The sequence below is a fragment of the Amycolatopsis acidiphila genome (genome assembly GCF_021391495.1).
GTDB classification, from domain to species: domain Bacteria; phylum Actinomycetota; class Actinomycetes; order Mycobacteriales; family Pseudonocardiaceae; genus Amycolatopsis_E; species Amycolatopsis_E acidiphila.
In genome coordinates this window covers 4406583-4423508 of the sequence record NZ_CP090063.1, presented here as the reverse complement: position 1 = coordinate 4423508, position 16926 = coordinate 4406583, and the positions used below count along the sequence as shown (strand labels likewise).

Below are 16926 nucleotides of genomic sequence, written 5' to 3'. Positions count from 1 at the left end.
AGCGAGCAGATCCCCCTGACCGAAGCGATGCCCCGGCGGGCGCGGCGACTGGCCGTGCTCGGCGACTCGACGGCCGTGGGGCTCGGCGATCCCGTGCCCGGCCGTGGCTGGCGCGGCGTCGGCCCCTTCGTGGCGCGGGCGCTGGACGTGGCGCCCGACGGCTACCTGAACACCGCCTTCACCGGCGCGCGGATGCGCTGCGTGCGTGCCGAGCAGCTGCCCGCGGCCGCCGCCCACCGGCCGGACGTGGCGCTGGTGATCGCCGGCATGAACGACACCCTGCGCTCGGATTTCGACGCCGCCGCGATGGCCGCGGACCTCGACCACGTCGTGACCACGTTGCGCGCGCGGGGCGCCGTGGTCGTCCCGGTGCGCTTCCACGACCACGGCCGGGTCTTCCGCCTGCCGGGCCCGCTTTCCCGCGCGCTGCGGGCGCGCATCGAGGAGCTGAACGCAGCGATCGACAGCGTGGTCGCCCGCCACCGCGCGCCGTGCCTGGACCTGGCGGCGCTGCCGGGCGCGTACGACCTGTCGTCGTGGAGCGTGGACCGGTTGCATCCCTCCGAGCTGGGGCACCGGATGCTGGCCCGCGGGCTGACCGGCCTGCTGGCCGAGGCGGGTGTCGCGATCGTGGAGCCGGTCAGCCTGGTGTGCTCGGGCGGGATCCGGCCGCGGACCGTGGATCACGTCGGCTGGCTCGTGGTGAAAGGCATCCCGTGGCTGTGGCGGCGCGGCCGGGACCTGCTGCCGTACGCGGCGGGCATCATGGCCGCCTCGGCCAAGCAGTCCTACCTGGGCCGGCACGAGCGGCAGCCGGCCGCGATCGAGCTGGAGCTCACGGCGCAGGAGCCGTGAGCGCCGTGTCGGACCCGCCGATTAACGTGGAGTCGTGCAGGACGAACTCTTCACGGTGAACCCCGACCTCGAACGGCCCGATCCGGTCGGGGCGCCGCGGGAGCCGGTCGTGCCCGCCGGGTCGCCGCTGGCGGTGCGGATGCGGCCACGGTCGCTCGACGAGGTGGTGGGGCAGCAGCACCTGCTGCGCGAAGGCGCGCCCCTGCGGCGGCTGGTCGAAGGCGCGGCCCCGGCCTCGGTCCTGCTCTACGGCCCGCCCGGGACCGGAAAGACGACGCTGGCCAACCTCGTGTCCACGGTGACCGGGCGCCGGTTCGTGGCGCTCTCGGCGCTCTCGGCCGGGGTGAAAGAGGTGCGCGGGGTCATCGAGGAAGCGCGGCGGCGACGGCTGTACAACTCCGAGAACACCGTGCTGTTCATCGACGAGGTCCACCGGTTCTCCAAGACCCAGCAGGACGCGCTGCTCGGCGCGGTCGAGGACCGCACGGTGCTGCTGGTGGCCGCCACCACGGAGAACCCGTCGTTCTCGGTGGTCTCGCCCTTGCTCTCGCGGTCGCTGGTGCTGCAGCTGCGCCCGCTGACCGACGACGACGTCCGCGAGCTCATCGACCGCGCGCTGGCCGACGAACGCGGGCTGGGCGGGGAGCTGGAGCTGACCGGCGAAGCCGAGGAGCACCTGGTCCGGCTGGCCTCCGGGGACGCCCGCCGCGCGCTCACCGCGCTCGAGGCGGCCGCCGACGCCGCCGCGGCCACCGAGCACCGGACCATCGACCTGGCCACCGTCGAGTCCACAGTGGACAAAGCGGCGGTGCGCTACGACCGGGACGGCGACCAGCACTACGACGTCATCAGCGCGTTCATCAAGTCCATCCGCGGGTCCGATGTGGACGCCGCGCTGCACTACCTCGCGCGGATGATCGAGGCGGGGGAGGACCCGCGGTTCCTGGCGCGGCGCCTCGTCGTGCACGCCAGCGAGGACGTCGGCCTCGCCGACCCGACGGCGCTGCAGGCGGCCGTCGCCGCGGCGCACGCCGTGCAGTTCATCGGCATGCCCGAGGGCCGCCTCGCGCTGGCGCAGGCGACGATCCACCTGGCGACCGCGCCCAAGTCCAACGCCGTGGTGACGGGCATCGACAGCGCGCTGGCGGACGTCCGGGCCGGGCGCATCGGCACCGTCCCGCCGCACCTGCGCGACGGGCACTACGCGGGCGCGGCGAAGCTCGGCAACGCGCAGGGTTACCGGTATCCGCATGATGTGCCCGAGGGCGTCCTCCCGCAGCAGTACCCGCCGGACGAGCTGGTCGGGCAGGACTACTACAACCCGACGCAGCGTGGTGCCGAGCGCACGCTGGCCGAGCGGGTGCCGAGGCTGCGCCGCACGATCCGCGGCGAATGACCGCCGTATAACGACCTATACGGCGGGGGCTCTCACGGCAGGAAGAGGGTCGAGTCGCCGAACTCGTGCCACAGGTACCGGCGCTCGACGGCCGCAGCGTAGGCCGCCTCGACGAGGCGCCGCCCGGCGACGGCCTCCAGCAGCAGGAGGTGGCTCGCCTCGGGCACGTGCAGCCCGGTGACCAGCCCGCCGACCACGCGAGCGGGACGGTCCGGGCCGAGCACCAGCTCGGTCCAGCCGCTCGCCGCGTGCATCGCGCCGTCCGGTCCCGCCGCGCTCTCCAGGGCTCGCACGACGGTGGTGCCCACCGCGACCACCCGCTGCCCGGCCGCGCGCACCACGTCCACCAGCCGCGCGGTCGCCGCGGGCACGGCGAACCGTTCCGCGTTCGGCGGTTCGTGCAGCTCCGGGCTCGACACCCCGGCGTGCAGCAGGACGGGGGCGACGATGACCCCGCGGGCCATCAGGCGCACGAGCAGGGGCTCGGTGAACGGGCGCCCGGCGCTGGCCATCTCGGCGCTGCCGGGCTCGGTGGCGTACACGGTCTGGTAGTCCCGCAACGGGAACCGGCCGGTGAGGTAGCCGTAGCCGATCGGCCGCCCGTGTTCGGGCAGATAGTGCTGTGCGGACACCTTCGGCGACACGCTCGCCCGCCACAGCCGCGCCGAGAGGTACGGCCCGACGAGCGTCAAGGTGACCCCGCCCGGCAGGCCCAGGCGTTCGCCCGCCCGCAGCGAGAGGTCCGGCCCGCTCGCGTCGGTCCGGCGCACCTCGACCACCCAGTCGCCGTCGTCCAGCGGCGTGGACACGTGCACGGGCGCCGGACTTCCGTTGTCCCGCACCGCGTCCAGGGCGGCGGGCAGGGTCGCCGAGGTGTTCACCACGACCAGGTCGCCGGGTTCGAGCAGCTCGGCCACGTCGCGGAAGCGCCGGTGCTCGATCCCACCCGGGCGGGCGACGAGCAGCCGCACGCCGTCGCGCCGCAGGCCGCGTCGTTCCGGCGGACGACCCGCCTCGCTGTCCGGCGGGAGCGTGAAGGGGATGGTCATACCGGGATCGCCGATGCCTGGTAGCGACCGCTGGGCAGGTCGCGCTCGACGAGCCGCAGCAGTGCGGGCACGACGCTCTCCGGTGCGGGCCGGTCGGAGATGTCCTCGCCGGGGAAGGCCTGCTGGTGCAGGTCGGTGTTCATGTCGCCGGGGTCGCACGCGTACACGCGCACCGCCGGCTCCTCGGCGGCGAGGATCGCGGTGAGCTGGTCGAGCGCCGCCTTGGCCGAGCCGTAGCCGCCCCAGCCCTCGTACGGCTCGACCGCCGCGTCCGAGCTGATGTCGATGATCCGGCCCCGGCGGCGGCGCAGCCCCGGTAGCAGCAGCTGGATCAGGGCGAGCGGGGCGATCGTGTTGACGGCGTAGACACGCTCCAGCTCGGCGAGCGGGTAGCCGGCGAGCGCGGGCTGCGGGCTGGGACCCAGCGCGCTCGCGTTGTTGACGAGCAGATCCACCCCATCGGGTGCGCTTTCGGCGATTTCCCCGCGGTGCCCGGGATCGGTCACGTCGCCCGGTATCCGGGTGACTCCCGTCAACCCCGACAGCGCGGCGTCGAGCCGGTCCCCGTCGCGGGCGTCCGCGATCACCCGCCAGCCACGGCGGACGAGCTCCCTGGTCAGGGCGAGGCCGAGGCCCCGGGAGGCGCCGGTGACGACTGCGACGTGCGTGCCGTTGTCCATGCCGCCAGCATGAAACCTCGACATAACTCGAAGTCAAGGAGGGTTTCGGCGGGGCCGTCATCGGGAACGCGGCGAGCGAACCGCGAGAACGAGGAGTGTGCTGATGACCGACACCACCGTCGCCGTGCTGGGGACCGGGATCATGGGCGGCCCCATGGCGGCCAACCTCGCCGCCGCCGGGCTGAAGGTCCGGGCGTGGAACCGCAGCCGCGAGAAGGCGGAGCAGGTCGACGGCGCCGAGGTCGCGGACACCCCGGCCGACGCGGTGGCGGGTGCGGACTTCGTGCTCACCATGCTCGCCGACGGGCCCACCGTGCACGAGGTCGCCGGGGGCGCGCTGGAGGCGGTCCCCGGCGACGCGGTCTGGCTGCAGACGAGCACGGTCGGTGTCGAGTGGACCGGGAAGCTCGCCGCACTCGCCGAGAAGGCCGGGGTCGCCTTCGTCGACGCGCCGGTGCTCGGCACCAAGCAGCCCGCGGAACAGGGCAAGCTCGTCGTGCTCGCGTCGGGACCCGACGAGCTGAAGGACCGCTGCGCGCCGGTGTTCGACGCGATCGGCGGCCGCACCATGTGGGTCGGTCCCGCCGGTGCCGGGAGCAAGCTGAAGCTGGTCGCGAACGCCTGGGTGCTCGCGCTGACCAACGCGACCGCGGAGAGCGTGAGCCTCGCCGAGCAGCTGGGCGTGGACCCTGAGCTGTTCCTCGAGTCGATCAGCGGCGGCAGCCTGGACGTGCCGTACGCGCACCTGAAGGGCGGCGCGATGATCTCCCGCGAGTTCCCGCTCAGCTTCGCCACCCGGCATGCCGCGAAGGACGCGCAGCTGGTGCTCGACGCCGCCGGGGACGCGCTCGACCTCGGCGGCGTCCGCGCCGCGCTGGGGCATCTGAAGGCCGCGATGGACGCCGGGCACGCCGACGAGGACATGGCGACGCTCTACTACGGCACGCGCGGGCGCCAGGCCCGGCGGGGCGGGCCAGCCCGGGGCGGCGACGCACGGTAGCCTGACCGGCATTCACGCCGTCGCCACTTCGAGGAGGGACCGTGTCGGCTGGGCAGATCGCCGCGCTGATCGCCGCAGGCGCATTCGTGCTGTTGGTGGTGCTGCTGGCGATCCCGTTGATCAAGCTCGGCCGCACCCTGGACGAGGCGACCATCGCGATCCGCAAGGCACACCAGAACACCGACCCGCTGCTGATCGGGGCCAACGACACCATCACGCACGTCAACACCCAGCTCGAGCGGGTCGACGGGATCACGGCCAACGCCCAGGCGGTCACCGGCAACGTGTCCGCGCTGTCGTCGGTGTTCACCGCGACCCTCGGCGGTCCGCTGGTGAAGACGGCGGCACTGTCCTACGGCATCAGCAAGGCCATCCGTGCGCGCCGCAAGGCCAAGGCCGGCATCGAGGGCAAGCACTCGCGCCGCGGTCGCAAGGGGAGCGGCAAGTCATGAAGCGGCTATTCTGGCTGGGAGTGGGCGTCGCGACCGGGGTCGCGGTCTCCCGCAAGGCGAGCAGGACTGCTCGCCAGGCAACACCGGCCGGGTTGGCCTCGAACCTGGGCGACGCCATGCAGGAGCTGGCGGGCGCCATCGGTTCGTTCGGCGCCGACATCCGGACCGGGATGAGCGAGCGCGAGCAGGAGTTGCGGGACATGGTGGAGCAGCGGTCGGGCGTGCCCTCGGCACGGCCCGCCGACGGGCGGCACGCCGCGCGGCCGCGCCCGACGCGAGCGCGCCGGGCGGAGAGCTGACCCTTCGCGCTCTCCGCCGTCGCCGCACCCTGCCAGACCCGGCGCGGCGCACGTCGTGCCGCCCAGCCCAAGGAAAGACCAGTGGAAACACACGAGATCAACAAGCGCTTCCTCGAACACTTCGAGAAGAACGGCCATACCCGGGTGCCGAGCGCGTCGCTCATCCTCGACGACCCGACGCTGCTGTTCGTCAACGCGGGCATGGTGCAGTTCAAGCCGTACTTCCTCGGTGAGGTCCCGCCGCCCTACCCGCGCGCGACCAGCATCCAGAAGTGCGTGCGCACCGGCGACATCGACGAGGTCGGCAAGACCACCCGGCACAACACGTTCTTCCAGATGGCCGGGAACTTCTCCTTCGGCGACTACTTCAAGGAAGGCGCCATCTCCTTCGCCTGGGACCTGATCACGAAGTCGCAGGCCGACGGCGGCCTCGGCCTCGACCCGGGCCGGATCTGGGCGACGGTCTACGAGCACGACGCCGAGACCACCGCGTTGTGGCGCAAGGCGACCGACATCCCGGAGAGCCGCCTCCAGCTGCGCGGCGCGGACGACAACTACTGGGACATGGGCGTGCCCGGCCCCGGCGGCCCCTGCTCGGAGATCTACTACGACCGCGGCCCCGAGCACGGCCGCGACGGCGGCCCGGCGATGGACGAGGACCGCTACCTGGAGATCTGGAACCTGGTCTTCATGCAGGAGGTCCGGGGCGAGGTGAGCCCGAAGAAGGGCGGCCCCGTGCTCGGTGCGCTGCCGAGGAAGAACATCGACACCGGCATGGGCGTCGAGCGGGTGGCGTACCTGCTGCAGGGCGTGGAGAACGTCTACGAGACCGACCTGGTGCGCCCGGTGATCGCGAAGGCCGAGGAGTTCTCCGGCCGCCGCTACGGCGCCGACCACGTCGACGACGTCCGCTTCCGCGTCATCGCCGACCACGCCCGCTCCGGCGTGATGCTGATCGGTGACGGCGTGACCCCGGGCAACGAGGCGCGCGGCTACGTGCTGCGGCGGCTGCTGCGCCGCATCGTGCGCTCGATGCGCCTGCTGGGGGTGCAGGAGCCGGTGCTGCCCGAGTTCGCCGCGGTGGTGCGCGACGCGATGGCCCCGTCGTACCCGGAGATCGCCCGCGACTTCGACCGCATCAGCGACGTGATGCGGGTGGAGGAGGAGGCCTTCCTCGCCACGCTCACCAGTGGCGTGCGGATCTTCGACCTCGCCGCCGAGCAGACCAAGTCCGCGGGCCGGAACATCCTCGCCGGGGACAAGGCGTTCCAGCTGCACGACACGTACGGCTTCCCGATCGACCTGACCCTCGAGATGGCCTCCGAGCAGGGCCTCGAGGTCGACGAGGCGGGCTTCCGCACGCTCATGGAGGAGCAGCGCCAGCGCGCGAAGGCCGATGCGGCGGCCCGCAAGAAGGGCCACGGCGACCTCTCGGTGTACCGGGAGCTGCTGGAGCAGCACGGCGAGACCGACTTCCTCGGCTACACCGACCTGCAGGCCGGCGCGAAGGTGATCGGCCTGCTGAAGGACGGCCAGGGCGTGCGCAGTGTCCGTGCGGGCGACAAGGCCGAGCTGATCCTGGACCGCACCCCGTTCTACGCCGAGAGCGGTGGCCAGGTCGCCGACACCGGCGTGCTCGTCGGCGAGGGCGGCGAGGCCAACGTGCTCGACGTGCAGAAGGTCGTGCCGGGCCTGTTCGTGCACCGCGTGGAGGTGACCGAGGGCGAGATCGGGCTGGACACCGAGGTGACCGGCTCGGTCGACGGCGCCCGCCGCGGCTCGATCGCCCGCTCGCACTCGGCGACGCACCTGGTGCACGCCGCCGTCCGCGGCGCGTACGGCCGCCGCGCGGCGCAGGCCGGCTCGCTCAACTCGCCGGGGCGCATGCGGTTCGACTTCACCACCCCCGGCCCGGTGTCGGCGAACGTGCTCACCGAGGTCGAGGAGGAGGTCAACGACTACCTCCAGAACGACGTCGAGGTGCAGACCTACGTCACGACCAAGGACAAGGCGCTCGAGCTGGGCGCGGTGGCGCTGTTCGGCGAGAAGTACGGCAACGACGTGCGTGTGGTCGACATGGGCGACTACTCGCGCGAACTGTGCGGTGGCACGCACGTCGGCCGCATCGGCGAGCTGGGCCTGGTCAAGCTGGTCGGCGACGCCTCGATCGGGTCGGGCGTGCACCGCGTCGAGGCCCTGGTCGGCACCGACGCGCTCAAGCACGTGCGCAAGGAGCAGCTGCTGGTCTCGCAGCTGGCGGGCACGCTGAAGGTGCCGACGGCCGAGCTGCCCTCGCGCGTCGAGGACGTGCTGACCCGGCTGCGCAACGCCGAGAAGGAGATCGAGCAGCTCAAGACCCAGCAGGTGCTGGGCTCGGCGGGCTCGCTCGCGGACTCCGCGCGCGACCTGAACGGCGTGCTGCTGGTCGCGGAGCAGGTCGGCGGCGAGATCGACGGCGGCGGCCTGCGCGCGCTCGCGATGGAGGTGCGCAACCGGCTCGGCTCGCGTCCGGCAGTCGTCGCGCTGTTCGCGCCGCAGGGAGGAAAGCTGAGCTTCGTCGTGGCCACCACCCAGGAGGCCAGGGACAAGGGCTTCGCGGCCGGCAAGCTGGTGCCCTCGTTCGCCCCGGAGATCGGCGGGCGCGGCGGCGGCAAGCCCGACATGGCGCAGGGCGGCGGCACGAACCCGGCGGGCATCGAGCAGGCGATCGCCGCGCTGCGGACCGCGGTCGCCGCGGGGTGACCGCACGCAACGCCGACCGGCCCGGGGAGTCCGATCCCGGGGCCGGTCGCCGGCTCGCTGTGGACGTCGGCTCCGTCCGCGTCGGCGTCGCGCTGAGCGATCCCGCGCCCGTGCTCGCGACCCCACTCGTTACCCTTTCGCGTGATGCGCACAGCGACAGTGATCTCGACCAGCTGGCCCGGCTCGTCACCGAGCACGAGGTGGTGGAGGTGATCGTGGGACTGCCCAGAACACTGGCGGACCGCCACGGCTCCGCCGCGGAGATCGCCGTTGCCTACGCCGGACAGCTCGCGGGCCGGGTCGCTCCGGTCCCGGTACGGTTGGCCGACGAACGCTTGACCACGGTCAGCGCGGCCCGCATGCTGTCGCAGCGCGGCGTCAAGGGACGCAAGCAGCGGGCGGTGGTCGACCAGGCCGCCGCGGTCGAGATCTTGCAGGGCTGGCTGGACGGCCGGGCCGCCTATCTCGCTCGGGAGGGCCGAACGTGAGCCGAGAGCTTCCGCCGCCACCGCCCGGTGGCCGACGGCGGCGCCCGGAGGGCACGCCGCCCCCGCCCCTGCCGCCGCGCGGCCAGCCGCCGCGGCACGCGCGCGCGGTGCCGCACGAACCCCCGCCGCCGCCCCCGCCGCCTCCGGTGCGCCGCCCGCCCGTGCGGCGCCCCCCGATGTCCGACCACGGCCTGGACCTGTTCGACGACCGCCGCCAGCCGCCGCCTCCGCGGCCGCGCCGGCCGCGGCCGATCCCGCCGGACGAGACGCCGACCGAGGTCATCCCGGTCGAGGACTACGACGGCTACTACGAGGACGACTACGCCGAGGACGACTACGCGGAGGAGTACGCGGAGGAGTACGCGGAGGACGACTACGCCGAGGACGACGAGCGTGCCGAGCCCGAGTACATCGAGCCGCCGGAGGACGAGGACGAACCGCCGCGCCGCACCAAGCGGGGCCGCCGGATATTCCGCTGGGTCGGCGCGCTCGCGGTGATCGTGCTGATCGGCGGCGGCGCGTGGTACGGCATCGACAAGGTCTTCGGCTACGCCGACTTCGACGGCACCGGGGACTCCGACGTCGTCATCGAGATCGGCCAGGGCGACTCGACGAACGCGATCGGCACGGAGCTGACGACCTCCGGGGTGGTCGCGAGCAGCAAGGCGTTCGTCAAGGCCAGCGAGGACAACTCCAAGGTGCTGAGCCTGCAGCCGGGCTACTACGTGATGAAGACGAAGATGTCCGGCGCCGCGGCCGTGGCGAAGCTGACCTCGTCCGGGGCGCGCGTCGGCGTACTGCAGGTCCGCGCCGGCACCCAGCTCGACGACGTGACCCAGCCCGACGGCAGCGTCACGCCCGGGGTGTTCACGCTGCTGTCGAAGGCTTCGTGCGCCCAGCTCAACGGCCAGAGCACCTGCGTGTCCGCGGAGGACCTGCGCAAGGTCGCCGCGTCCGCGGACCTGGCCGCGATGGGCGTGCCCGACTGGGCGGCGAGCGCCGCCGCCAAGGGCACCGACGCCCGCCGCATCGAGGGCCTGGTCGCCCCCGGGGTGTACGACGTCAAGCCGGGCTGGAAGGCCGACGAGCTGCTCGGCTTCGTGCTCAAGGAGTCGGCGACCAAGATCCAGGCCGCCGGGCTCGCGGCGTCCTCGTCGGTGCAGGGGCAGAACCCGTACCAGATCCTGATCATCGCGTCGCTGGTGGAGCGGGAGGCGGTCACCCAGGACTTCGGGAAGATCTCCCGGGTCATCTACAACCGGCTCGCCCAGAACCAGCGGCTGCAGCTGGACTCGACGGTGAACTACCTGCTCGACAAGCCGGTCGTGACGACGACCGACGCCGACCGCGGGCGCCCGGGGGTCTACAACACCTACTCGGTTGCGGGCCTGCCACCCACCCCGATCGGCTCGCCCAGCTCGGACGCGATCCAGGCCGCCCTGCAGCCCACCGAAGGGTCCTGGCTGTACTTCGTCAAGTGCGACAAGAACGGGGTGTCCTGCTTCGCCACGACGCTGGACGAGCACAAGCAGAACAAGGAGCTCGCGAGGCAGCGCGGTGCGTACTAGAGCGGCGGTGCTCGGCAAGCCGGTGGCGCACTCGCTGTCGCCGGTGCTGCACGAGGCCGCGTACCGGGCGCTCGGGCTGGCCGACTGGACCTACGAGCGCGTCGAGCTGGATGCGGCCGGGCTGGCGGGGTTCGTCTCCGCGCTCGGCCCCGAGTGGGCCGGGCTCTCGGTCACCATGCCCGGGAAGCGGGCCGCGCTCGAGTTCGCGACGCGGGCGTCCGCGCGGGCGCGTGCCGCGGGCGCGGCGAACACGCTGGTGCGCGAGGACTCCGGCTGGTTCGCCGACTGCACCGACGTGGACGGCGTCGTCGGCGCGCTGCGCTTCGCGGGCGGCTTCACCGCAGCGACCGGTTCGACCGGGGTGATCCTCGGGGCGGGTGGCACCGCGGCGGCCACGGTCGTCGCGTTCGCCGAGCTGGGCGTCGCGCGGGCCCGGCTGGTCGTGCGGGATCCCGCACGGGCAGGCGAGACGATCGCCGCGGCGCAGCGGGCGGGGGTCGAGACCGAGGTGCTCGTCTGGGCCGAGGTGGACTTCGCGAAGGCCGTCTCCGACGCGTCGGTGCTCGTGTCGACCGTCCCGCCGGCCGCTGTCGCGGAGCACGCGGCCGAGCTGGCCGCGGCGGACTGCGTCCTCGACGTCATCTACCACCCGTGGCCGACGCCGCTCGCGGAAGCGGTCGCGGCGCGTGGCGGCCGGGTGGCGACGGGCCTGGACATGTTGCTGCACCAGGCTTTCGGGCAGGTCGAGCAGTTCACCGGGCAGCCGGCGCCACGGGCGGCGATGCGCGACGCGCTGCGGGCCGCCACGGAAAACGTGTTGCCGCTGCCCATCGCCTGAGTTACGTTGGCCGACTGCCTTGAAGAAGGGACAGTCATGCCCAAGCCTGGACGGACCCCGTCGTCCGACGAGGAGATCCACGCCTCCTGGGTGGCCGAACCACCCGTGCTCGACACGACAGTCACGCTCGCCGAGTACGACCCGCGATGGCCCCGGCTCTACGAGCGGGAAGCCACCCGCATCCGCTCGGTCCTGGGGGACCGGGTCGTGCTGCTGGAACACATCGGCTCCACCTCGGTGCCCGGCCTGTGCGCCAAGCCGGTCATCGACGTCCTGCTCGTCGTCCCGGACTCCGCCGACGAGACCTCGTACGTCCCCGCGCTCGAAGCCGCGGGCTACCGGCTCGCCATCCGCGAACCGCACTGGAACGAGCACCGCTGCTTCAAGGGACCCGACACGGACGTCAACCTGCACGTCTACTCGCCCGGTTGCGGGGAGATCGACCGGTACCTGAGGTTCCGGGAACGCCTGCGCACCCACGAAACCGACCGCGAGCTGTACGCGAGCACGAAGCGCGAGCTCGCGGCGCGCACCTGGAAGTACATCCAGAACTACGCCGACGCCAAGAACGGCGTGGTGGACGACATCCTGGAGCGTGCGTGGTGACGCGGACCCAGTACGACGAGCTGGCCGTGCCCTACGACGAGCAGTCGGTCACGAACGCCGCCAGCGCCTGGTTCGACCGCCCGGACTACTTCCGCACCGAGCAGGTCGAGGACTCGTTCACGGTCGGCGGGCGCCCGCTGCTGCGGACCGCGCCGCGGTTGCTGTACTTCCGCGCGATCAGCGAACGGGTACCGTCGGGCGGGTGAAGATCGCCATCCTCGACGACTACCAGAACGTGGCACTCGAGTTCGCCGACTGGACATCCCTCGACGCCGACATCGAGGTGTTCACCTCCCACATCGCCGACCCCGACGAGCTGGTCGCCCGGCTCGCCGGGGCGGAGGTCGTGGTCGCCATGCGCGAGCGCACCCGCTTCCCCGCGGAGGTGCTCGCCCGGCTGACCGACCTGAAGCTGCTGGTCAGCACCGGGCAGCGGAACGCGGCGATCGACCTGAAGGCCGCGGCGGAACACGGCATCCTGGTGTGCGGCACCGGCTACCTGTCGCATCCGACGGCCGAGCACACCTGGGCGCTGATCCTGGCGGCGATGCGCAACCTCGCCGTGGAGCTGCCCGCGATGCGCGCGGGCGGCTGGCAGAGCACGGTCGGCACCCCGCTGCACGGCCGCACGCTGGGCCTGCTGGGGCTGGGCCGGCTCGGTTCGCGGGTGGCGAAGGTCGGGCAGGCGTTCGGCATGGAGACGATCGCCTGGAGCCAGAACCTGACCGCCGAGCGCGCCGCCGAGCACGAGGTGACGGCCGTGTCGAAGGAGGAGCTGTTCTCCCGGTCCGACGTGCTCTCGGTCCATCTGGTGCTGAGCAAGCGCACCCGCGGCCTCGTCGGGGCGGCGGAGCTGGCCCTGATGAAGCCGCACGCCTGGCTGGTCAACACCTCACGCGGCCCGATCGTCGAGGAGGCCGCGCTGCTGGAGGTGTTGCGCAGCGGGGAGATCGGCGGGGCGGCACTCGACGTGTTCGACACCGAGCCGCTGCCCGCCGACCATCCGCTGCGGACACTGGACAACGCGCTGCTCACCCCGCACCTGGGCTACGTGACCCGCGACGTGTACGAGATCTTCTTCCGCGACGCGGTCGAGGACATCGTGGCCTACCGGGCCGGCGAGCCGGTGCGGGTGATGAGCCTTACCTGAGCACGGTCCCGGTGGAGCTGATCCGGGCCTTGATGTTGTTCGAGAACGACTGCACCTCGCCGTAGACGCCGGGATAGCCGGGCTCGGCGCAGCCCTGGCCCCAGCTGACGATGCCGACCTCGACCCAGTCGCCTGCCGAGTCCTTCTTCACCATGGGGCCGCCGGAGTCGCCCTGACAGGTGTCGACCCCGCCCTGGGAGTACCCGGCGCACAGCTCGTAGGCCGGCTGCAGGTCGCTGCCGTAAGACTGCTGGCAGGAGGAGTCCGACACGAACGGCACCGTCGCGTACTTGAGGTAGCGCGACTGGCCGCCGCCCTCGGTGGTCGAGCCCCAGCCCATGATCGTGAAGTTGCCGGTGTTGAGCGAGGTCTGGCCCTGCGCGGCGATCGTGAGCAGCGGCGCGGACGGGGCCGAGGCCAGCTCGATCAGCGCCCAGTCCTGCGCGCCGGTGCTGGCGTACTGCGGGCTGCGGTAGACGTAGGTCGACCGGATCGACTGCCCGCCGCTCGCCTGCAGGTCGACCTTGCCGATGGTGGCGGTGATGCCGGAGTTGGCGCCGGTGCCGTCGACGCAGTGCGCGGCGGTCAGCACCACCTTCGACGCGACCAGCGCGCCGCCGCAACCCATCGACAGGCGCACCATCCACGGGAACTGGCCCTGGCTCGCGTTCTGGCCGCCGACGACGAACGGCTGGGCCGCCTGGGCCGTGCCGGTGGCCAGGGTGGTCAGAGCCGTCGCGAGCACGCCGAAGCCCACCAGGGCGCGGCGCAACCGGGAGAACCGCATGACGAGATACCTCCGCAGGGTGAGGGAATCGTGCGAGAAAACTGGCCCAGCGAAAGAAAAACTATCGGCCCGCGAAGGCGGTCAATACCCTACTGAAGTCGGGAACATCCGATTGGCCCCGAATGGGTCAAGCCTTTAGTTCGGCCAGCACCGCATCGGTGAACGGGGGCCACACCTCGCCCGCCCACGGCCCGAAAGCACGATCGGTGAGCGCGACGCACGCCGCGCCGGCGACCGGGTCCACCCAGAGGAAGGTGCCCGACTGGCCGAAGTGACCGAACGTGCGCGGCGAGCTCCCCGAACCGGTCCAATGTGGACTCTTCCCGTTGCGGATCTCGAACCCGAGCCCCCAGTCGTTGGGCTTCTGGTGGCCGAACCCGGGCAGCACACCGCTCAGCCCGGGAAACGCGACCTCGGTCGCGGCGGCGAGCGTGGCCGGGTGGAGCAGGGTCGGTGCCTGCAGCTCGGCGGCGAACGCGACGAGGTCGCGCAGGCACGAGACGGCGCCGGCCGCGGGGGAGCCCTCGATCTTCGTCGCGCCCATGCCCAGCGGGACGAACAGCGCTTCGGACTGGTACTCGGCGAAGGGGATGCCGGAGTGCTCGGCGAGGGCCTCGGCCAGCTCCTCGAAGCCCGCGTTGGAGTAGAGCCGCCGCGTGCCGGCGGGTGCCATCTGCCGGTGCTCGTTGAAGGCGAGGCCGGAGGCGTGGGCGAGCAGGTGCCGGATGGTCGAGCCCTCGGGGCCCGCCGGGGTGTCCAGCTCGACCACGCCCTCTTCGAGCGCGATGTGCGCGGTGTAGGCGGTGAGCAGCTTCGTCACCGACGCCAGCCTGTACTGCCGGTTCGCATCGCCGTGCTGCCCGAGCACGGTGCCGTTCGCCCCGACCACGGCCGCCGCCGCGTTGTCCACCGGCCATTCGTCGATCCCGCGCACGCTGTCCACGCGCCCACCCTACGACGAAGGCCCCGGCGCGGATTTCGCGCCGGGGCCCGTCCGCCGAGTGCGTCAGACCTTGGTGGTGTCGCTGACCTCCGCGCCCTCCTCCTCGCGGCCGGGGGTGCGCAGGTTCCACTTGATGATGACCCAGCGGAACACGAAGTAGTAGATCACCGCGAAGACCAGGCCGATCGGGATCAGCAACCACGCCTTCGCCGCCGCCGGTGCCCCCGCGTTGAGCGCGAAGTCGATCGCGCCTGCCGAGAACGAGAAGCTCAGGTGGATGCCCAGTGCGTTGCAGACCGCCAGCGAGATGCCCGTGAGCACGGCGTGCATCAGGTACAGCGGCCACGCCACGAACATGAACGCGAACTCGATCGGCTCGGTGACACCGGTCAGGAACGAGGTCAGCGCCGCGGCGATCATGATGCCGCCGACCACCTTCTTCTGCTCCGGCCGGGCGGTCTGCCAGATCGCCAGCGCCGCGGCGGGCAGCGCGAACATGAAGATCGGGAAGAAGCCCGTGGTGAACGCGCCCGCGTTCGGGTCCCCGTTGAAGAAGTTGGTGATGTCGCCGCCCTTGAAGATGAACCAGACCGGCACGTTGATCAGCTGGTGCAGCCCGATCGGCAGGAGCAGCCGGTTGAGCAGGCCGTAGACGCCGCCACCGATCACCGGCGCTCCGGTCACCGCGTTGCCCGCGTGCTGGATGACGTTGTCCACGGCGGGGAAGATCAGGCCGAAGATGACGCCCAGGACCAGCAGGGCGAGCGCGTTGATGATCGGCACGAACCGGCGGCCACCGAAGAACGCCAGGTACGGGGGGAGCTTGATGCGGTGGAACCGCTGCCACAGCACCGCGGTGACCAGGCCGACGATCACGCCGCCCAGCACGCTGTAGGGCCACTTGATCGGCTGCAGGTACCAGCCTTCCTTGAACCCTTCGAGGTCGCTGATCGGCGCGAACACCTGCACGACCTTGTTGAACACGACGAAGCCGACGACCGCGGCGACGCCGGTCGAGCCGTCGCCGCGGCGAGCGAAGCCGACCGCGATACCGACGGCGAACAGCAGTGGCAGCCAGTCGAACAGGCCGCCGCCCGCCGCGGCGAAGACGGCCGCGACCTTCTTCGTCGCGTCCCAGCGGCCGAGCATGTCGTCCTGGCCGAGCCTGTTGAGCAGGCCGGCGGCCGGCAGGGTCGCGATGGGCAGCATCAGGCTGCGGCCGAAGCGCTGCAGCCCGGCGACCCCCCTGCCCTTGCCTCTCGTCGATCCTTCGGCGGTGGTGGTGCTCACGGGATACCTCCGTGTTCGGCGGGGAGTGTCGGGTCCAGTTGCATGCTCACCTGGTACCGGTCGCCCCGGTACCACGAGGTGATGTCCTCGACCGGTTCTCCCCTGGTGGTGGAGATCCGGCGGAAGACCAGGAGCGGGGCGCCCGCGCGGATGCCCAGCAGCCGCGCGGTCTCCCGGTCCGCCGCTTCGGCCCAGACGGTCTGCCGGGCGTGGTCGAAGCGGAGGTCGTACTGACGTGCGATCTGCTCGTAGAGCGACTGGGTGAGGTCCAGCTCGAGCAGCCCGGGCACCGGCCCGGGGTGGTACCAGCCCCGCTCGAGCGCGAGCGGGACGCCGTCGGCCCGGCGCAGGCGCTGGAGCCGGTAGGCGGGCCGGCCGCCGGCGAGGCCGAGCGCGCTCGCGGTGGGCGGTGGCGGGACCTCCACCGCCCGTTCGAGCACCTCGGTGGTGGGCACGAGCCCGCGCCGGCGCATGTCGCCGGTGAACGACATGAGGTAGAGCTGCAGCTCCATCCGCCGCGCCGCGGTGAAGGTGCCCTTGCCCCGTGCCCTGGTCAGCAGGCCTTCCTCGACCAGCTTCCCGATGGCCGAGCGGACGGTGAGCCGCGAGACGGTGTACCGCTCGGCGAGCTCACGCTCCGACGGGATGGGCGAGCCGGGCGGGAGCTCCTGCTCGATGGTGCGGCGCAGGATCTCCCGCAGCTGGGCGTGTTTCGGCGTGGGGCCGTCCACCACCCGGTCGGCGGCGACGTCGGGTGCCGCCATGTCGCCACCTCCGTTTTGT

General features: G+C 72.3%; 18 protein-coding genes. 12 read left to right on the top strand and 6 right to left on the bottom strand.

What is annotated here, in order from left to right:
- Window positions 1–54: 54 nt before the first annotated feature.
- Together LWP59_RS21530 and LWP59_RS21525 are read left to right on the top strand one after the other, a co-directional pair.
- A complete protein-coding gene (locus tag LWP59_RS21530) occupies window positions 55–855 on the top strand; it encodes an SGNH/GDSL hydrolase family protein (RefSeq protein WP_144642235.1) in 801 nt (266 codons plus the stop codon).
- 34 nt (window positions 856–889) lie between these two features.
- The gene (locus tag LWP59_RS21525; RefSeq protein WP_144642220.1) at window positions 890–2251 is read left to right on the top strand and encodes a replication-associated recombination protein A; all 1362 of its coding nucleotides are present in this window, start codon (window positions 890–892) and stop codon (window positions 2249–2251) included.
- Window positions 2252–2283: 32 nt separating this feature from the next.
- Here the strand turns inward: LWP59_RS21525 and LWP59_RS21520 are convergent, their stop codons facing one another.
- Together LWP59_RS21520 and LWP59_RS21515 are read right to left on the bottom strand one after the other, a co-directional pair.
- Window positions 2284–3300, bottom strand: coding sequence for an S-adenosylmethionine:tRNA ribosyltransferase-isomerase (locus LWP59_RS21520; protein ID WP_144642221.1), 1017 nt, complete (start codon window positions 3298–3300; stop codon window positions 2284–2286).
- On the bottom strand, window positions 3297–3980 hold the full coding sequence (locus LWP59_RS21515; RefSeq protein WP_144642222.1) for an SDR family NAD(P)-dependent oxidoreductase: 684 nt from the start codon (window positions 3978–3980) through the stop codon (window positions 3297–3299). Before LWP59_RS21515 ends, LWP59_RS21520 begins: the two co-directional genes overlap by 4 nt.
- A 103-nt stretch (window positions 3981–4083) precedes the next feature.
- Here LWP59_RS21515 and LWP59_RS21510 point away from each other — a divergent pair, with 103 nt between their 5' ends.
- From LWP59_RS21510 to LWP59_RS21465, 10 genes are all read left to right on the top strand, one after another.
- Entirely contained in the window at window positions 4084–4980 is an 897-nt protein-coding gene (locus LWP59_RS21510; protein ID WP_144642223.1) for an NAD(P)-dependent oxidoreductase, read from the top strand.
- Window positions 4981–5021: 41 nt separating this feature from the next.
- A complete protein-coding gene (locus LWP59_RS21505; protein ID WP_144642224.1) occupies window positions 5022–5432 on the top strand; it encodes a DUF948 domain-containing protein in 411 nt (136 codons plus the stop codon).
- Complete coding sequence (locus LWP59_RS21500) at window positions 5429–5731, top strand: hypothetical protein (protein WP_144642225.1); 303 nt, start codon at window positions 5429–5431, stop codon at window positions 5729–5731. The genes LWP59_RS21505 and LWP59_RS21500 overlap by 4 nt, the downstream gene beginning before the upstream one ends.
- Window positions 5732–5812: 81 nt before the next feature.
- A complete protein-coding gene (alaS, locus tag LWP59_RS21495; RefSeq protein ID WP_144642226.1) occupies window positions 5813–8473 on the top strand; it encodes an alanine--tRNA ligase in 2661 nt (886 codons plus the stop codon).
- A complete protein-coding gene (gene ruvX / locus LWP59_RS21490; protein ID WP_144642227.1) occupies window positions 8470–8961 on the top strand; it encodes a Holliday junction resolvase RuvX in 492 nt (163 codons plus the stop codon). The genes alaS and ruvX overlap by 4 nt, the downstream gene beginning before the upstream one ends.
- Entirely contained in the window at window positions 8958–10529 is a 1572-nt protein-coding gene (mltG, locus tag LWP59_RS21485) for an endolytic transglycosylase MltG (protein WP_233921920.1), read from the top strand. Before ruvX ends, mltG begins: the two co-directional genes overlap by 4 nt.
- A 7-nt stretch (window positions 10530–10536) precedes the next feature.
- Complete coding sequence (locus LWP59_RS21480; protein ID WP_144645061.1) at window positions 10537–11367, top strand: shikimate dehydrogenase; 831 nt, start codon at window positions 10537–10539, stop codon at window positions 11365–11367.
- A gap of 36 nt (window positions 11368–11403) precedes the next feature.
- On the top strand, window positions 11404–11973 hold the full coding sequence (locus LWP59_RS21475; protein WP_144645049.1) for a GrpB family protein: 570 nt from the start codon (window positions 11404–11406) through the stop codon (window positions 11971–11973).
- Window positions 11967–12179, top strand: a complete 213-nt coding sequence (locus LWP59_RS21470; protein WP_144645047.1) for a hypothetical protein — start codon at window positions 11967–11969, stop codon at window positions 12177–12179. Before LWP59_RS21475 ends, LWP59_RS21470 begins: the two co-directional genes overlap by 7 nt.
- Window positions 12176–13123: a D-2-hydroxyacid dehydrogenase family protein gene (locus tag LWP59_RS21465; protein WP_144645045.1), complete on the top strand. Its 948-nt coding sequence runs from the start codon at window positions 12176–12178 to the stop codon at window positions 13121–13123. The genes LWP59_RS21470 and LWP59_RS21465 overlap by 4 nt, the downstream gene beginning before the upstream one ends.
- Here LWP59_RS21465 and LWP59_RS21460 read toward each other — a convergent pair.
- The 4 genes from LWP59_RS21460 to LWP59_RS21445 all read right to left on the bottom strand — a co-directional run bounded on the left by LWP59_RS21460 (window position 13116) and on the right by LWP59_RS21445 (window position 16907).
- The gene (locus LWP59_RS21460; RefSeq protein ID WP_144645043.1) at window positions 13116–13910 is read right to left on the bottom strand and encodes a S1 family peptidase; all 795 of its coding nucleotides are present in this window, start codon (window positions 13908–13910) and stop codon (window positions 13116–13118) included. The two genes, LWP59_RS21465 and LWP59_RS21460, sit on opposite strands and share 8 nt — an antisense overlap.
- Before the next feature lie 127 nt (window positions 13911–14037).
- Complete coding sequence (locus tag LWP59_RS21455) at window positions 14038–14853, bottom strand: serine hydrolase domain-containing protein (protein WP_144645041.1); 816 nt, start codon at window positions 14851–14853, stop codon at window positions 14038–14040.
- 63 nt (window positions 14854–14916) lie between these two features.
- Window positions 14917–16143 carry a PTS transporter subunit EIIC gene (locus LWP59_RS21450; RefSeq protein WP_186383600.1) on the bottom strand — a complete coding sequence of 409 codons (1227 nt, stop codon included), beginning with the start codon at window positions 16141–16143 and terminating at the stop codon, window positions 14917–14919.
- A complete protein-coding gene (locus LWP59_RS21445; RefSeq protein WP_144645039.1) occupies window positions 16140–16907 on the bottom strand; it encodes a GntR family transcriptional regulator in 768 nt (255 codons plus the stop codon). Before LWP59_RS21445 ends, LWP59_RS21450 begins: the two co-directional genes overlap by 4 nt.
- Between the last annotated feature and the right edge of the window lie 19 nt (window positions 16908–16926).